13 protein-coding genes are annotated in these 16,333 nt (G+C 64.7%); 6 read left to right on the forward strand and 7 right to left on the reverse strand.

Annotated features, from left to right (window positions below; translation table 11 throughout):
* The first annotated feature begins 197 nt into the window (after positions 1–197).
* Positions 198–2,942 carry a DUF2339 domain-containing protein gene (locus tag CK218_RS21570; RefSeq protein WP_095828827.1) on the forward strand — a complete coding sequence of 915 codons (2,745 nt, stop codon included), beginning with the start codon at positions 198–200 and terminating at the stop codon, positions 2,940–2,942.
* A gap of 3 nt (positions 2,943–2,945) precedes the next feature.
* Here CK218_RS21570 and CK218_RS21575 read toward each other — a convergent pair whose 3' ends face one another.
* Positions 2,946–3,374, reverse strand: coding sequence for a type II toxin-antitoxin system VapC family toxin (locus CK218_RS21575; RefSeq protein ID WP_095800114.1), 429 nt, complete (start codon positions 3,372–3,374; stop codon positions 2,946–2,948).
* Entirely contained in the window at positions 3,374–3,619 is a 246-nt protein-coding gene (locus tag CK218_RS21580) for a type II toxin-antitoxin system VapB family antitoxin (RefSeq protein ID WP_095777849.1), read from the reverse strand. Before CK218_RS21580 ends, CK218_RS21575 begins: the two co-directional genes overlap by 1 nt.
* 245 nt (positions 3,620–3,864) lie before the next feature.
* Here CK218_RS21580 and CK218_RS21585 point away from each other — a divergent pair, with 245 nt between their 5' ends.
* From CK218_RS21585 to CK218_RS21605, 5 genes are all read left to right on the forward strand, one after another.
* Positions 3,865–4,383, forward strand: coding sequence for an RNA polymerase sigma factor (locus CK218_RS21585; RefSeq protein WP_066998131.1), 519 nt, complete (start codon positions 3,865–3,867; stop codon positions 4,381–4,383).
* Positions 4,380–5,174, forward strand: coding sequence for an anti-sigma factor (locus CK218_RS21590; RefSeq protein WP_095828828.1), 795 nt, complete (start codon positions 4,380–4,382; stop codon positions 5,172–5,174). The genes CK218_RS21585 and CK218_RS21590 overlap by 4 nt, the downstream gene beginning before the upstream one ends.
* Before the next feature lie 207 nt (positions 5,175–5,381).
* Positions 5,382–6,479 (forward strand): GNAT family N-acetyltransferase/peptidase C39 family protein, encoded by a 1,098-nt coding sequence (locus CK218_RS21595; protein ID WP_095828829.1) that lies wholly within the window; start codon positions 5,382–5,384, stop codon positions 6,477–6,479.
* 4 nt (positions 6,480–6,483) lie between these two features.
* Positions 6,484–7,947 carry a RimK family protein gene (locus CK218_RS21600; RefSeq protein WP_067321133.1) on the forward strand — a complete coding sequence of 488 codons (1,464 nt, stop codon included), beginning with the start codon at positions 6,484–6,486 and terminating at the stop codon, positions 7,945–7,947.
* Between the two features lie 73 nt (positions 7,948–8,020).
* Positions 8,021–8,293 carry a DUF3303 family protein gene (locus CK218_RS21605; protein ID WP_095828830.1) on the forward strand — a complete coding sequence of 91 codons (273 nt, stop codon included), beginning with the start codon at positions 8,021–8,023 and terminating at the stop codon, positions 8,291–8,293.
* 3 nt (positions 8,294–8,296) lie between these two features.
* Here CK218_RS21605 and CK218_RS21610 read toward each other — a convergent pair whose 3' ends face one another.
* From CK218_RS21610 to CK218_RS21630, 5 genes are all read right to left on the reverse strand, one after another.
* Complete coding sequence (locus tag CK218_RS21610) at positions 8,297–9,211, reverse strand: LysR substrate-binding domain-containing protein (protein ID WP_095828831.1); 915 nt, start codon at positions 9,209–9,211, stop codon at positions 8,297–8,299.
* A gap of 94 nt (positions 9,212–9,305) precedes the next feature.
* Entirely contained in the window at positions 9,306–11,753 is a 2,448-nt protein-coding gene (locus CK218_RS21615) for an FAD-dependent oxidoreductase (protein ID WP_095828832.1), read from the reverse strand.
* Positions 11,750–12,931, reverse strand: coding sequence for a pyridoxal phosphate-dependent aminotransferase (locus tag CK218_RS21620; protein WP_095828833.1), 1,182 nt, complete (start codon positions 12,929–12,931; stop codon positions 11,750–11,752). Before CK218_RS21620 ends, CK218_RS21615 begins: the two co-directional genes overlap by 4 nt.
* Entirely contained in the window at positions 12,931–13,830 is a 900-nt protein-coding gene (locus tag CK218_RS21625) for a homocysteine S-methyltransferase family protein (RefSeq protein ID WP_095828834.1), read from the reverse strand. Before CK218_RS21625 ends, CK218_RS21620 begins: the two co-directional genes overlap by 1 nt.
* Positions 13,827–16,280 (reverse strand): FAD-dependent oxidoreductase, encoded by a 2,454-nt coding sequence (locus tag CK218_RS21630; protein WP_095828835.1) that lies wholly within the window; start codon positions 16,278–16,280, stop codon positions 13,827–13,829. Before CK218_RS21630 ends, CK218_RS21625 begins: the two co-directional genes overlap by 4 nt.
* Between the last annotated feature and the right edge of the window lie 53 nt (positions 16,281–16,333).

The raw sequence follows: 16,333 nt of genomic DNA on the forward strand, positions 1-16,333 counted from the left end.
GTCCGCGGCGAGCGGCCGGCAATTTGCGGCCCGAGCCTCAGCCGCTTCGACGTATCGCCGTTGGATAAAGCCTGCGGTCGCTGGCAATCGGCGCCGAAACATGCTCGATCTTGCAGGCCGGCAGGGCGCTGATTGGGTAGCCGTCTCATCGCCGCATTTGTCGGCCAAGACTGGCACGGTTTTGAGGGGAAACCGCCATGTTTTTCGGCCTGATCGCCATTGCCGCCGTCATCGCTCTATTCGTTATCATTTCACGCCAGCAGACGCGCATCGGCCTGATCGAGCGCGAGCTTGGCGCGCTGCGCAGCCTGGTGCTTTCGGGTGTCCCGCAGCCCGCGCCCCGAACTGGCGAGGCCGCGGGCGGAGCTGCTGGAAGTGAAGCTCCCGCAGCCGCCACGCCGCCGGCAGGTGAAGCAGCCCCGCAGGCCACAGCTGCCGCGACGCCCGACGAGCCAAAAGCCGAAGCGCCAGCCCAAGCGGGCGAGGGGACTCCGTCCGAACCCGCCGGAGAGGGACAATTGACGCAACCTGCCGCGCCGGCCGAAGCGGCAGTACCTACAAGGGCCGCCCGCGATGTCGAGACGGCCCTCGGCACGCGTTGGGCGGTCTGGGTCGGCGGCATCGCGCTGGCGCTGGGTGGCCTGTTCCTGATCCGCTACACGATCGAGGCCGGCATTTTCGGCCCCGGCGTGCGACTGACCATGGCCGGCGTTCTCGGTCTTGTGCTGCTTGCCGGCGCCGAGTTCATCCGCCGCACCGGCTTCCGGGTGCCGGTGCAGGGAGCTGCCGGCGCCTACATCCCGGCGATTCTGACGGGCGCCGGCGCCTTCATCCTGTTCGGCACCGTCTATGCAGCCTATGGCATTTACGGCTTTATCGGCCCCGCGCTCGCCTTCACGCTGCTCGGCGCGATCGGCGTCGCCACCATTGCCGTCTCGCTGGTCCACGGCCTGGCGCTGGCCGGCATCGGCCTCGTCGGTGCCATGGTGACGCCGGCCCTCGTCGCCTCGGAGGCGCCGAACCCGTGGGCGCTGTTCGTCTACCTGGCGATCGTGCTTGCCGCCACGGCGGCTATCGCCCGCATCCGCGATTGGAAGGCGCTTGTCGCGGCAGCCTTCGCCGGCACCGGCATCTGGACCATCGTCTACATGACCAATGCACCGGAGGTGAATCTCTCGACGGTGCTGTTCATCAGCCTGGCCTCGCTTGCCGTGCTCGCCTTCGTCTGGCTAGCCGATTTCTTGACTGCTGGCCGCGACGACGCGGAGCCCGGCTTCGACTGGCCATCGATCGCGCCCGGCTTCTTCGTTGCGCTGACCGCGCTCGGGCTGTCGGTCGATCCGGTGTTTGCCAAGGCGGGTTATGCCTCGCACGGCGCGGTGCTGCTCGCCGCGCTGCTGGCAGTGGCGCTCTACCGGCCGCGCGCCTTGCCGCTCCTCTTCGCCGCCGGCCTGGCGACCGCGCTGATCTATCTCGGCATCATCCCGCCCGCCACCATCGGCGCCGATGCGCTGGATGTCGGCCTGGGCGCCGAGCCGCTGGCGGCATCCGACACGCTGACCTTCCGCCTCGGCATCGCGCTTGCCCTGGTCTTCATCGCAGCCGGGTTCTGGGCCGCGCGCCGCTTTGCGGCTGCTGCGCCCATCCGCGCCGCGTCATGGGCGGCATGGGGTGTCATTGTGCCGCTGGTCGTGCTCACCGCGCTCTGGCTCACCTTCGGCGACATCGACCGCGATTTTGGCTACGCGCTGCCGGCCCTGCTTCTGGTGCTCGTCTTTGCCGCCGGCGGCGAGTGGATCGCGCGCGCCGAGGAACCGCCGCTCCGCGGCGGCCCCGCCGTCTCCTTCGCGCTCGGCGGCGGCGGCGTCGCAGGCTTGTTGATGCTGCACATGGCCTTCGGCTCCGGCTGGACGACGGTGCTGCTCGGCGCCGCCGCCGTCGTGCCGGCGCTCGCGACGCGCTGGCGCAGCTTCCCGGTGCTGGGCTGGATCGCGGTCGGCGCGGCTGTCGCCGTGCTTGGTCGCGTCGCCTTCGATCCGATCATCGTCGGCGCGGCGGCACTGTCGACGACGCCGGTCTTCAATTGGCTCTTGCCGGGCTATGGCGTTCCGGCGCTCGCCTTCGGCTTCGCCGCCTGGCAACTCGCGCGCACCACCAACGGACGGCCGCGTCTTGCCATGGAAGCGGCCTCGGCGCTGTTCGGCCTGCTCACGATTGCGATGCTGGTGCGCCATGCCATGCATGGCGGCGTCATCGACACCGGCCCCGTCACCCTTGCCGAGCAGGCGATCTACACGCTGATCGCGCTCGGCGCCGGCGCCATACTGGTCGCCATCGACCTGCGCTCGCCGAGCCCGGTGCTGCGCTATGGCTCGATGGCCGCCGGCGTGCTCTCGGTCGCCTTCATCGCCATCCGGCATTTCGTGGTGCTGAACCCGCTGCTGACGGATGAATCGACCGGCGCCGTCCCGTTCTTCAACCTGTTGTTGCTCGCCTATCTGCTGCCGGCGGTCGCAGCAGGAGCATTGGCGCTTTATGTTCGCGAGAGGCGCCCGAGATGGTATGCCGCGATGCTGGCGCTGGTCGCTTCGCTGCTCGCCTTCGCCTACGCCACGCTGTCGGTCCGGCGCCTGTTCAAGGGCGAGTTCATCGGCCTGTGGAGCGGCCTCGGCCAGCTCGAGACCTATACCTATTCGGCGCTCTGGCTGGTCATCGGCGTGGCGCTGCTGACCGCCGGCGTCTGGCTGAGGTCGCAGGTGCTGCGCATTGCCTCGGCCGTGCTCATAGCGGTCGCCGTGCTGAAGGTCTTCCTCTTCGACATGTCGGAGCTGGAAGGCGTGCTGCGCGCACTCTCCTTCATCGGTCTGGGCGCCGTGCTGATCGGCATCGGACTTTTCTATCAGCGTCTGCTGACAAGGGCGGCGAGGTTAGGAGCCGAATAAAGGTCAGGCCAGATCGGTCTGCGAGAAGTCGTTGCCTTTGTAGAGCAGAGGCACGCGATAGGCTTTGGCGCATGCGTAGCTGAAGCAGTCGCCGAAATTCAGTTTGGCTGGGTGGCCCACATATCGACCATAATCTTGCGCGGCCCTTACAGCGAGTTCTCGGATCCGCGTGTCCAGCGGGACCTCAACGGCCTTGAGTTCGGCCAGGAAACCCAAGACGATCATTTTACATCGTTCGATCAGGGCGGGTGGTGTCGGAAGCTGGTCGCCGTTTTCCGCTACGGACTTCCTGCGAGCTATCCCAACAATCGCCTCGAATGCGGAACTCGGCGAGAAATAAAGCTTCTCGGCGGCTTCCATTTTCCTAAGAAGGCGGTTCGCATCCGGCTCTTCCGATATGATAGCGATGATAGCGGAAGCATCGAGGAACATCAGAGGTCATCCCATCCTTCGTCCATGAATTTCTTCATGTCGAAGTCTGGATCGTCCGGACCGAGCGCCCTCGCTGCGTCCTGATACTTTCTAATGCGCTCGCTTAGCGGGAGGACGGCATGTGCCCGTTCGAGCTCACGCTTGAGCGCGATCCGCACGGCTTCAGTCTTCGTGGGCGCCTTGATCGCGGACTGCAGCTGACGAGCCAGCGCGTCAACCTCGTCATCGCGGATATACAAAGACATTGTCGAATTCCTCCGGCGCATATTCTAAGATGAATATGCAAGATATTCAATGACGAATATACGATGGCCAGAACCGGTATTCAACCTTGGTTCCGCTTCCGCTCGCGCCGGGAATAAACCGGCATCCGCCGGCGTTATCCAGGTGCTTGGGTACCGGAGCGGGTGGTCCGCTTCGTGCTGGCTGCTTGCGCCGCGCCGGGAAGGCGCGTTCAATCGAATGGAAGACGACCACGAAACAAGCGGTCATGGACGACAAGAAGGCAGCGATCCTGAGCGAGATACCGCGTCTGCGCCGCTACGCGCGCTCGTTGCTGCGCGACCGCGATTCCGCTGACGATCTCGTCCAGGACTGCCTCGAGCGGGCGCTTGTGCGGCTCGACAACTGGCAAACTGGAGAAAGCCCGAGGAGGTGGCTGTTTACGATCATGCATCATCTGTTCATCGACCAGATGCGCAAGGTTAACCGGCGAGGCGAGGCGGCAATGTTGCCTCTGGAAGCCGGCGAGGCCCAGGCCGCGCCCGCCGATCAGGTCGAAAGCATAGCCTCGCGCGAGATCATGGATGCCCTGCAGGCGATCGGCCCCGATCGCCGCGCGGCATTGGTCATGGTCGCTATCGAAGGCTTTTCTTATGCCGAGGCCGCCAACATCCTGGGCGTGCCGGCCGGCACGCTGATGTCGCGCATCGCGCGTGGCCGCGAGGAACTGCGCGGCCTGCTGGACGACTCCTCGCGCCGCCGCTCGATAAGGATCGTCGAGCGATGACCCGGCGCGATTTCACCGAACGCGATATCCACATGGCCCTCGATGGCGAACTGCCGGGCGAGGAGCGCATGGCCTATGACGCCTGGCTCGAAGCCAATCCCGAAATGAAGGCGAAGAGCGCCCGTTACATAGCCGACCGTGCGACGCTCCGCGCCGCCCTGGCCGACGTGATGGACGAACCGGTGCCGGCAAGGCTACGGCACGCGGTGCTTGGCGAAGCGCCGGCGCGGACGCCTGCCTGGCGCTCGCGCTGGTGGCTTTCGGCGGCGGCGGCAGCCGTGCTGATGGTCGGCGGGTTCGGTGGCTATCTCGCCGGCATCGACGGCATTGGCCGCAACGGTGAGAGCGACGACCAACTCGCGGAGCAGGCGATCGCCGCCCATCTCGTCTACGCCGCCGAGAAGCGTCACGCGGTCGAGGTGCCGGCAAGCGACAAGGACCATCTGCAGACCTGGCTGTCCAACCGGGTAGGGCTTAAGCTGGTGGCGCCCGATCTCGCGACCGAGGGCTTCGCACTCGTCGGCGGCCGGCTCTTGCCGGCGGGCGAGCGTGGCAAGGCCGCGATGTTGCTTTACGAGGACGCCAAGGGCGAGCGCATCTCGCTCTTCGTCACCGCCGAATCATCGCAGACCACCAAGGGAACCTATACGGCCGAGGCTGACGGTCCGGAAGCGGTGTATTGGCTGGACAAGGGCTATGGCTGCGCCGTCGTCGGCACATTGCCGCCGGAGCGTCTGTCGGAGGTCGCCAAGAGCGCCTATGGCCAGCTTCTGGCCGGTATTTCGAGCTGAGGAGGCGGCTGTTTTCAACGGCCTACGCTGTTTCGAATTAGTGGTTCAGTTCAAAGCCGTGGTGCTTTTCTGCCGCCGCGGAACCTGTCACAATTCGGCCCTAATCAAGGAGCGATAGCGCTTGATGAAGACCGGCGCTTCGGCCGGGGTGCTGCTTTTGACCGGGGCCGTTTCCTTTAATCCAATCGAGGTTCTCCCAAACCCCGCATGCCTGCCGAGATCCGCAAGGCCCGCGCGTCGGACGTCGATGACCTCGCCGCCATCGAGAAGGCTGTCTTCTCAAGCGATCGCCTGTCGCGCCGCTCCTTTCGCCAATTGATCGAGCGTGAGACCGCCGAGATGCTGGTGGCTGAGAATGACGGCCATGTCGCCGGCTACGCGGTGGTCTTGTTTCGCAAGGGCAGCGGCGTGGCCCGGCTCTATTCCATCGCCGTCGGTCCCTTCTTCGGCAATCTCGGCATCGGCCGCCAATTGCTGGCCGCGGCCGAAGAGGCGGCTTATGAACACGATCGCATGATGCTGCGGCTCGAGGTTCGCGAGGACAATCAGCGCGCCATCGGCATCTACGAGCAGGCAGGCTACCGAAAGATCGGCCGCGAGCCCGACTATTACGAGGACGGCGCCACCGCCCTGCGTTACGAAAAGACGCTGCGCGGCGATGTCCCGACCAGTACCGGGGTGCCGTTTTACCAGCAGACCTGCGAGTTCACCTGCGGTCCGTGCTGCCTGATGATGGCAATGGCCAATTTCAATTCCGGCTTCGTGCCCGATCCGGTCATGGAAATACGCCTGTGGCGCGAGGCGACCACGGTATTCATGATGTCGGGGCCGGGCGGCTGCGAGCCTTTCGGCCTGGCGGTTGCCGGCTATGAAAGTGGGCTTGCCGCCGAGATCTTCGTATCCTTTCACGGCGCGCTGTTCCTGCAGTCGGTGCGCAGCGAGGACAAACGCCGGGTGATGGAGCTCGCCCAGGTCGACTTCCGCCAGCGCGCGGAACTTTACGGCATCCCGGTGAATTACCGTCCGTTCGGCATCGAAGACATCCGCGCTGCCCTTGCCGAGGGCAAGCTGGTGCTGGTGTTGATCAGCGGCTTCCTGATGTTCGGCAAGAAGGTGCCGCATTGGGTGCTGGCCATCGGCGACGACGGCGACCATATCCTCATCCACGATCCTTGGGTCGAAGACGAAAGGCAGGAAACCATCCTCGACGCCGCCAACATTCCCGTGCCCTATGGCATCTTCATGAACATGGCTCAGTTCGGCCGCGACGGGTTGCGCGCCGCCATCAACCTGGGAAAACGCTGACACAATGACCTGGGTCATCCTAACAGGCAGGCAGAACGATCTCGACCAGGTGGCGACGCCGCACAAGATCATCACCAACCGCGACTATCTCGCGCATCCGGCGCTGTTTCGCGGCCAGCGGCCGAAGGTGATCAACCTGTCGAACAACTACGGCTATCAGAGTCGCGGCTACTATGCCTCGCTGCTCGCCGGATCGCGCGGTCACAAAGTGATCCCGACCGTCGAGACCATGATCGATCTGTCGGAGCGCAAGCTCTATGAGCATGCATTGCCGGAACTCGAGCTCGCGCTCAATAAATGCCGCAAGGATCTCGACGGAACCTTTCCGACGAAGGTCGCCGTCTTTTTCGGCATCGGGCCCTCGAAAGTTTGGGACCGGTTCACCAAGCTCTTGTTCGACTGGTTTCGCGCGCCGGCGCTCGAGGTCCACATCAAGGACAGCGCCGAATGGGCTTCGATCCGCAAGATCGGCTTCCTGCCGCTCGCGCGCATGAGCGAGGAGCAGGAAGAAGTCTTCCTGCAATGCCTGGAGACCTACACCAACCGCGAGTGGCGCGACACCAAGGGGCGCACGCCGGCGCGCTACACGTTCGCGACGCTCGTCGATCCGCATGAGGAATTGCCGCCTTCGGAGATTTCGTCCCTGCGCTACTGGGCGAGGATCGCGGAGAAGATGGGCGTCGAGGTCGAGCCGATCACCAGGAAGGATTTGGCCAAGCTTGCCAATTACGACGCGCTGTTCATCCGCGAGACGACATCCATCTCCAACCACACCTACCGTTTCGCGCGCCGCGCCCAGCAGGAGGGCATGCCGGTGATCGACGACCCGCTGTCCATGATCCGCTGCACCAACAAGGTCTATCTCAACGAGCTGATGACCTACAACAAGGTGCCGGTGCCGCCGACGGTGATGATTGCCGGCACCTCCGATCTGGAGCTCGCCGCCCAGACGCTGGGCTTTCCGCTGGTGCTGAAAATCCCGGACTCATCCTTCTCGCGCGGTGTCAAGAAATGCGAGAACCTTGCCGATCTGACAAAGCTGGCGACCGAGTGGCTGGAGGATTCCGATCTCCTCATCGCGCAGAAATTCATCCCCACAGAATATGATTGGCGCGTCGGTGTGCTCGGCGGCCAACCGCTGTTTGCCGTGCATTACCTGATGGCCAAAAAACACTGGCAGATTGTCAACCACAAGGCCAACGGCAAGCCCGATCAGGGCGGCATCAAGACCTTCACGCTGAAGCAGACGCCGCCGCACGTGGTCGAGACGGCGGTCAAGGCGGCGCGCTGCATCGGCGACGGGCTCTACGGCGTCGACCTCAAGGAAACCAAGGACGGCGTCTTCGTCATCGAGGTCAACGACAACCCCAATCTCGACCATGGCTGGGAGGATTCCGGCGAGAAGGACGAACTCTGGGTGCGGCTTACGCAATGGTTCCTGGAACGCCTGGAGCGCACTGGCCGCTAAAGCATTTTGCAACCGGACGGGATCGCCTGGCGTCGCTGAATACGGCTAAGACAATCAACTGAATGGGGGCAAGATGCTGTTTTTGGTGATCGAGGATTTTCGCGGCTGCGACCGCAAGGAAATCTACCGGCGTTTCCGCGATCGGGGCCGGCTGAAACCGGACGCGCTTGTCGTTCACCATAGCTGGATCGCAGGCGACATGAGCCGCTGTTTCCTGCTGGTCGAAGCCGATGACGTCACGCTGCTGCAGCATTGGGTCATCGAATGGGCCGATCTGGTGGAGTTCGAGATCGTTCCGGTAGCCACCAGCAAGGACATGGTCGCGGCCCTGGCCGGACATCTCTGACTGCTAGGCACCGAGCGCCGGCGACCTGACCGCGCGCACGCATTCCGCGATCAGCCACTCGCGGAACGCCGCCACGACGTCGCGCCTTGCGCTGCGTTCGGGGATCGTCAGGCAATAAGGCTGGCGCAATTCCAGCGCTCGGGCAACCGGCCGGACCAGCCTGCCATCTTCCAGCGCTCGAGCGCAGTAGATGCCTTGCGCCAGCGCCACGCCCAATCCCGACATGGCGAGATCGAGTGCGGCCCGCGACGAGTTGGCCGAAAGCCCGCGCTGGGCCGACCGGCCCGGCGCGATGCCCGCCGCCTCGAGCCAGTTGCGCCAGGACGGAAAGGCGGCACCGGTCGGACCCCAATCGGTGTGGATCAACGGCAAGCCGGCGAGAGTTTCCGGCTTGGCTGCGCCGGCAAGGCTGGGCGCGCAGACCGGATAGACCGCATCCCGGGCGATCGCCCCGGTCGGGTGCTCGCGATAGTGCGGGCCGTAGGATAGCCGGATGTCGACCATCTCATGGTCGAACGGCACAGGGTCGTCCTCGCCTCTCAGCGAAATATCCGCGGCGCCGTGGCTGGCGACAAAGCCGGCGAGGCGTTCGGAAAGCCAGCCCATCGCCATCGAAGGCGGCACCGAGATGACGAGCCTCGGCCGGAACGCATCGCCGCTTACATCCCGCGCGACGCTGCCGATTTCCTGGAAGGCCATGGTAAGCCTCGGCAACATCTCGACGCCGGCTTCGGTGAGCACGACGCGCCGGTTGACGCGGTGGAACAACCTGCGGCCCATCTGTTCTTCCACGGTGCGGATGAGCTGGCTGACCGCCGCCGCCGAAATCGACAGCTCTTCCGCCGCTGCGGCAAAGCTGCCGCTGCGCGCCGCCGCCTCGAAGGCTTGAAGTCCGCGCAGGGAGGGAAGTGCGACCATGGCGACCGAAAAGATAAGCTGAGCTTATCTATTTTGCAGAATTCCGTCCTTCGGGCACCTTCTCCCCGTTGAACGGGGAGAAGGGAACGCTGCGCTACATCCGCACCCGTTCAGCCTTCGGGTCGTACATCGGCCTCAACGATGCTTCCGCGGCGAAGCGTTCGCCGGCGATCTCGACCTCGTAGGATGAGCCCAGCACATCCGCCTCGCTCTCGCTCTTGCAGGGCACATAGCCGAGCCCGATCGCGCCGCCGAGATGATGGCCGTAATTGCCCGAGGTGATCGGCCCGACGATTTTGCCGTCGCGCAGGATCGCCTCGTTGTGGAATAACAGCGGCTGCGGGTCCTTGAGGCGGAACTGCACCAGCCTGCGGTTGAGACCTGCTTCCTTCTTCCTGAGCACCGCGTCACGGCCGATGAAGTCGCTCTTGGCCGTCTTCACCGCGAAGCCAAGGCCTGCCTCCAGCACATGGTCCTCGTCGGTGATGTCGTGGCCGAAATGGCGGAAGGCCTTTTCGATGCGGCAGGAATCCAGAGTATGCAGGCCGCAGAGCTTCAGCCCGACATCGGCGCCGGCTTCAATGATCGCCTCGAAGACATGGGCGGCCTGATCGGTCGAGACATAGAGTTCCCAGCCGAGCTCGCCGACATAGGTAACGCGATGGGCACGGGCCAACCCCATGCCGATCTCGATCTCCTGGCAAGTGCCGAACGGATTGGCCTGGTTGGAAAAATCGTTGGGGCTCACCTTCTGGATCAGCTTTCGCGAATCGGGGCCCATCAGGCAGATGACGGCTTCGGCAGCGGTTACATCGGTAATGACGACGAATTCGTCGGCGACGTGCCGCCTCAGCCAGGCGAGGTCGCGCTGCAAGGTGGCGCCCGGCACGACGAGGAAATAGCCGGTCTCCGAGAGCCGCGTCACGGTGAGGTCGCTCTCGATGCCGCCTTTGGCGTTGAGCATCTGCGTGTAGACGATCTTGCCCGGTTGGACGTCCATGTCATTGGCGCAGAGCCGTTGCAGGAAGGCACAGGCGTCGCGGCCTTCGACGCGGATCTTGCCGAACGAGGTCATGTCGAACAGGCCGACGCCGTTGCGCACGGCGAGGTGTTCCTCGCGCTGGTTGTCGAACCAGTTCTGCCGCTTCCAGGAATAGCGGTATTCGCGCTCCTGTCCTTCGCGGGCAAACCAGTTGGCGCGCTCCCAGCCGGCCACCTCGCCGAAGACGGCGCCGCGCGCCTTCAAGTGCTCATGCAAGGGCGAGCGGCGCACGCCGCGCGATGTCGCCATCTGGCGGTAGGGGAAATGATCGGCGTAGAGCAGGCCGAGCGTTTCGGAGACGCGTTCCTTGAGGTAGCGACGGTTCTTCTGGAAGGGCTGGGCGCGGCGGATGTCGACCTCCCAGAGATCGAAGGGCGCCTCGCCGTCATTGATCCACTGCGCCAGGGCCATGCCGGCCCCGCCGGAGGAAACGATGCCGATCGAATTGTAGCCGGTCGCCATCCAGTAGCCGGAGAGTTCCGGCGCCTCGCCGAGATAGTAGCGGTCGTCGGGAGTAAAACTCTCGGGGCCGTTGAAGAAGGTGTGGATGCCGGCCGTGCCCAGCATCGGCATACGGTTGACGCCCATTTCGAGGATCGGCTCGAAATGGTCCATGTCCTCGGGCAGCTGGTCGAAGCAGAAATCTTCGCGAATGCCGTCCATGCCCCAGGGTTTCGCCACCGGCTCGAAGGCGCCGAGCATCATCTTGCCAGCGTCCTCCTTGTAGTAGGCGCACTCGTCCGGCACGCGCAGCACCGGCAGGCGGGTGAGGCCGGGGATGGGCTCGGTGACGAGGTAGAAATGCTCGCAGGCGTGCAGCGGGATGGTGACGCCGTTCTGCCGGCCGAACTCGCGCGCCCACATACCGGCGCAGTTGACGACGATGTCGGTCTCGATCGTGCCCTGGTCCTCGCCCTGAGCCCAGGAGACACCGGAGACGCGGCCATTCCTGGTGTGGACCTTGGTGACCTTCACGTTCTCGATAACCGTCGCTCCGCGTTGCCGCGCGCCCTTGGCCAGCGCCATGGCGATATTGGCGGGGTCGCACTGGCCGTCGAGAGGCAAATGCACCGCGCCGGCCACATCGGAGACGTTGAGATGCGGGTACATCTCCTTGACTTCGGTTGGCGAAATCTCGCGCACGTCGACATCGAAGGCGCGGGCCAGCGAAGCCTGCCTATAAATTTCATGCTTGCGTTCGTCGGTCAGCGCCACGGTGATCGAGCCGACCTGGCGCATGCCGGTGCCGACGTCGGTCTCCGCCTCGAGCTTGACGTAGAGGTCGGCCGAGTATTTCGCCAGCCGGGTCATGTTCTGCGAGGCGCGCAACTGGCCGATCAGGCCGGCGGCGTGCCAGGTCGTGCCCGAGGTGAGCTGCTTGCGCTCAAGCAGCACGATGTCGGTCCAGCCGAGCTTGGCCAGATGATAGGCGACCGAGCAGCCGGAGACGCCGCCGCCGATAATGACCGCGCGAGCTTTGGTTGGAATGGTTTTGGTCATGCGGCCTCGCGGCGGTAGTCGGAAGCGAAGCGGCGCACGCGAAGCGCTGCTTCCTGAAGGACAGGTTCAGGCTGGCAGAGGCTGATGCGGATGTGGCCGGCGGCGGCCTCGCCGAAGCTGGAGCCAGGCATCACGCCGATCTTCTCCTTGTCGAGCAGCGCCCAGGCGAATTTCTCGTCGTCGGGCTCGATGGCCGATATGTCGAGCATGACATACATGCCGCCTTCGGAGCCGCGCACGGTGACTTCATTTGCGCCGCGAATGGCGTCGAGGAACACGGCGCGGCGCCCGGCGTAACGCTCGGCTATTTCGTCCACGCCGTAGTGGTTTTCAAGCGCCTCGGCGCAAGCGATCGAGATGAAGGCCGGCAGGCCGTAGGTGGTCACCAGGTTGAGATCGGTCATCAGCGCGATCATCGCCTTCGGGCCGGTGAGCCAGCCCATGCGCCAGCCGGTCATGCCGTGGCTTTTCGACATGGAATTGATGACCAGCGTGCGCTCGGACATGCCGGGCAGCGAGCGCGGCGAGATGTGCTCGCCGCCGCCAAGCGTCCAGTAGACCTCGTCGGACAGCAGCCAGAGATCGTGCTCCTTGCAGATTTCGGCCAATTGCTCGAGCCGTTCGCGCGAATAGACTGCGCCTGTCGGGTTGTTCGGGGTGTTGATCAGGATGGCGCGCGTGTTGGGCCTGAGCGCCGCGCGGATCCTGTCGGCGCGCGGCTGAAAACCGTCCTCGGCCGGCGTCTCGACCATGGTGAAGCCGGCGCCGGCGGCGCTGAAGGTGTTGGGGTAGGTGGCATAATAAGGCGCGACGACGATGGCGTGATCGCCGGGGTCGAGCACGCCCTGCACGGCGGCGTAGAGCGCGCCCTGACCGCCGGCCGTGGCGATGACCTCGTCGGGTTCCGTCAGGACCCCAGTGCAGGCGGAGGAGGCCGCTGCCATCGCCTTGCGCAGGCGCGGCAGGCCGGGAAGGGGCGTGTAGTGGTGATTGCTGCCGCGGACGGCGTTGACGCAGGCCTCGATCGTTTGCGACGGCGTGTCGAAATCATGGTCGCCGACCGAGAGCACGATGATGTCCTCGCCGGCTGCCCTGCGGGTCCAGGCGGCGAAATGGACTTCCCAGCCGTCCTTGCCCGATGGCACGATGCCGGTAATGCGCTTTGATGGTTTTGGCATCAGGCTGCTCCCGAGATGTGATGGCCGGCCTGAATGAGCCGGTCGCGTAGCGCAGCGATGTGCGCCGGCCCGACCTCGCAACAGCCGCCTACAATGCTGGCGCCAGTCTCGACCCAGCCCATCGCCTGGTCGGCATAGGCGTTCGGATCGAGATCATGGCGCGCGTGCAGCACGTCGACCGTGCCGCCATGCTTGAGCGCCTCGACCGAGGTGAAGCCATTGGCATAGGCGCCAACCGGACCGCCGAGGGCCAGCAGTTCCGGCAATGCGGCGGCAATGGCTTCGGGCCGGCAGCAGTTGAGCAGCCGTGCCGCCACCGGCAGATCGCCGAGGGCGTTAGCCGCGGCGGCAATGCTCTCGCCGCTGCGCAGGCGGGGCGTGCCGTGGTCGGCGAGAGTCCAGGATACCCAGACCGGCTTGCCGCTCTCGCATGCCGCGGTAGCCGCCGCGCGAGCCTCTTCGGCGGAAGCCATGGTCTCGCACAGGAATAGATCGACGCCTTCTGCCTGCTCGGCGACGATGCGGCGGTAGATGCCGAGCGTCTCCTCGAAGGAGATGGTCAGCGCCGGCGCGTAGCTGCCGAAGAGAGGCGAGAGGCAGCCGGCGATGGCGGCTTCACCCGCTTCGTCGCGCGCCTGCCGGGCGAGCTCGATGCCGCGCTTCTGCAGAGGCTTAAACAGCTCTTCCGCGCCCTCACGCGCCAGGCGCTCGGGCGTGGCCGAATAGGTGTTGATGGTGATGACGCGAGCGCCGGCACGGATGAATTCCGCATGCAGGTCGCGCACCAGTTCCGGTTCGTCGATCAGCACTCTGGCCGACCACAAAGGCGTCGGTTCGGACTGACTGCGACGGACCAACTCCTGGCCCATGCCGCCATCGGTAAGAATGACGGATGTCATGCTCTCAACCTTTCGTTCTTCGGATCCCACAGCGGCTCGTCCTTCTGCACCACCGCCTTGAAACGGTCGCCGAAGATTTCGACCTCGACCGCCGTGCCGGGCTCGGTCAGGTCGGAACGCAGCATGCCGAGCGCGATCGACTTGTCGACGCGATGGCCCCAGCCGCCCGACGTCGTCTCGCCGACAATCTTGCCGTCATGCCAGAGCGTCGACATATAGGGCGCGTCGCAATCGCCGGGGTTTTCTACGACCAGCGTGACGAAGCGCTTCTTCACGCCCTGCTGCCTTTCGTTGAGCAGCGCCGCCTTGCCGCGGAAGTCGGGCTTGTCCCATTTGACGAAGCGTTCGAGCCCGCCCTGCAGGATCGAATAGTCGGTCGAGAGGTCGCCTTTCCAGGCGCGGTAGCCTTTTTCCAGCCGAAGCGAATCCAGCGCGTACATGCCGAAGGGCTTTAGGCCATGCCTCTGGCCGGCGGCCCAGACCGCGTCGAAGACGGTAGCCGTGTCCGCGACCTTGGTGTGGATCTCCCAACCGAGCTCGCCGGCGAAGGAGACGCGCACCAGCTTCGCCCAGCGGCCGGCGATGGTCGTCTCCTGATGCGTCAGCCAAGGCAGGGAGAGATCGGCGTCGCAGACGTCAGCAAGGATAGCGCGCGAGTTCGGGCCGGCGAGAATCTGGGTTGAGTATTCCTCCGTGCGATCGGTCAGCCTGAAGGCCGCATCGGCCGGCATGCGCGAGTTCAACCATTCGAAGTCATGCCACTGCGCGACGGCCGCGGTGATTAGCGTCATCTGGTCCTCGCCATGACGCACGACCGACATTTCGGTAACGATGCGGCCCTTATCGTCCGCGAAATAAACCAGGCCGATGCGGCCGGGCTTGGGCACGAGGCCGGTGACCTGCAGGGCCAGCCATTCGGCGGCGCCCGGACCTTCGAGGTTGAAACGCGAGAAGCCGGGCAGGTCGAGGATGCCGGCTGCGTCGCGCACAGCCAGGCATTCCTCGCGAACGCGCTGCTGCCATGGCCCATCGCGGCGGAAAGTCAGCGTTGATTCTTCCGAAATGTCGTCGCCCGGTTGCGCGTACCAGGTGGCGCGCTCCCAGCCATTATAAGCGTCGAACTGGCCACCCCGCGCTTTGACGCGCTCATGCAGCGGCGAGTGCTTGCGGTCGCGGCCGGCCGGCCAGGCGTGGCGCGGGAACTGGATGGCGTATTCGTTGCCGTAGATCTCCATGCCCTTGGCAACGCAATAGTCGGGTGCCGAAGCAAAGGCGGTGAAGCGGCGCGGATCACAGGACCACATGTCCCATTCGGTCTGGCCCTCGGTCACCCATTCGGCCAGCACCTTGCCGGCGCCGCCACCTTGCGCAATGCCGAAGGTGAAGACGCAGGCCTCGAAAGCGTTCGGCACGCCGGGCATCGGACCGATCAGCGGATTGCCATCCGGCGCGTAAGGTATCGGCCCGTTGATCACCTTGGAAAGGCCTGCGGTACCGATGATCGGCACACGGGCAACGGCGTCGGCAAGGTAATGCTCGAGACGGTCGAGATCGTCCGGGAAAAGCTGGAAGGAAAAATCCTCCGGCATCGGATCGTTGTGGCCGACCCAATGCGCGCGGCAATTGCGCTCATAGGGACCGAGATTCATGCCGGTCTTTTCCTGGCGCAGGTAGTAGGAGGTGTCGACGTCGCGCAGCAACGGCAGTTTCTTGCCCTGTTCCTTGGTCCATGCGGCCAGCTCGGGGATTTCCTCGAACAGGATATATTGATGGCTCATCACCATCATCGGCACTTCGCGGCCGAACATTTTTCCAACTTCGGCGGCGCGATAGCCGGCGGCATTGATCACGATCTCGCAGCGGATCTCGCCCTGCGGCGTCGCCACCACCCATTCGCCGTTTTCGCGGCGAACGCCGGTGACCGGGCAGAAGCGGATGATTTTCGCGCCCATGTCGCGCGCACCCTTGGCAAGCGCCTGCGTCAATTGCGCGGGATCGATGTCGCCGTCGCTCGGGTCGTAGACCGCGCCTTTCAGCTCATGCGTCTCGATGAAGGGGTAACGGCGCTTGATCTCGTCGAGGCCGACGACGTCGATGTCCATGCCTTGATAGCGGCCCATGCCTTTGGCGCGCTGGAACTCCTGCATGCGCTCCTTGGTGTGGGCGAGCCGCAACGAGCCGGTGACATGGTAGTTCATCGGATAGTCGACCGCGTCGGCGAGGCCCCGGTAGAGCTCGGTAGAATAGCGCTGCATGTTCATCAGCGACCAGGACGACGAGAAGGTCGGCACGTTGCCGGCCGCGTGCCAAGTCGAGCCGGAGGTCAGCTCGTTCTTTTCCAAGAGCACGCAGTCGGTCCAGCCCGCCTTGCAAAGGTGGTAAAGTGAGGAGGCGCCAACGACACCGCCTCCGATGATCACCACGCGTGCCGTGGTCGGCAAACCGGCCATGTTCTCCTCCAACGTCCAAAGCGCGTCGGGACGCGCTTTTGATTCTTTGTTTC

Origin of the sequence: Mesorhizobium sp. WSM3879 (genome assembly GCF_002294915.1) — a bacterium.
GTDB lineage: Bacteria > Pseudomonadota > Alphaproteobacteria > Rhizobiales > Rhizobiaceae > Mesorhizobium.

Excerpts from the sequence above, each read along its gene's own strand:
- CK218_RS21590 (WP_095828828.1), top strand. The coding sequence starts at position 4,380 with ATGACCCGGCGCGATTTCACCGAACGCGATATCCACATGGCCCTCGAT.
- CK218_RS21605 (WP_095828830.1), top strand. The coding sequence starts at position 8,021 with ATGCTGTTTTTGGTGATCGAGGATTTTCGCGGCTGCGACCGCAAGGAA.
- CK218_RS21580 (WP_095777849.1), bottom strand. The coding sequence starts at position 3,619 with ATGTCTTTGTATATCCGCGATGACGAGGTTGACGCGCTGGCTCGTCAG.
- CK218_RS21625 (WP_095828834.1), bottom strand. The coding sequence starts at position 13,830 with ATGACATCCGTCATTCTTACCGATGGCGGCATGGGCCAGGAGTTGGTC.
- CK218_RS21610 (WP_095828831.1), bottom strand. The coding sequence starts at position 9,211 with ATGGTCGCACTTCCCTCCCTGCGCGGACTTCAAGCCTTCGAGGCGGCG.
- CK218_RS21615 (WP_095828832.1), bottom strand. The coding sequence starts at position 11,753 with ATGACCAAAACCATTCCAACCAAAGCTCGCGCGGTCATTATCGGCGGC.
- CK218_RS21600 (WP_067321133.1), top strand. The coding sequence starts at position 6,484 with ATGACCTGGGTCATCCTAACAGGCAGGCAGAACGATCTCGACCAGGTG.
- CK218_RS21630 (WP_095828835.1), bottom strand. The coding sequence starts at position 16,280 with ATGGCCGGTTTGCCGACCACGGCACGCGTGGTGATCATCGGAGGCGGT.
- CK218_RS21620 (WP_095828833.1), bottom strand. The coding sequence starts at position 12,931 with ATGCCAAAACCATCAAAGCGCATTACCGGCATCGTGCCATCGGGCAAG.
- CK218_RS21595 (WP_095828829.1), top strand. The coding sequence starts at position 5,382 with ATGCCTGCCGAGATCCGCAAGGCCCGCGCGTCGGACGTCGATGACCTC.
- CK218_RS21570 (WP_095828827.1), top strand. The coding sequence starts at position 198 with ATGTTTTTCGGCCTGATCGCCATTGCCGCCGTCATCGCTCTATTCGTT.
- CK218_RS21585 (WP_066998131.1), top strand. The coding sequence starts at position 3,865 with ATGGACGACAAGAAGGCAGCGATCCTGAGCGAGATACCGCGTCTGCGC.
- CK218_RS21575 (WP_095800114.1), bottom strand. The coding sequence starts at position 3,374 with ATGTTCCTCGATGCTTCCGCTATCATCGCTATCATATCGGAAGAGCCG.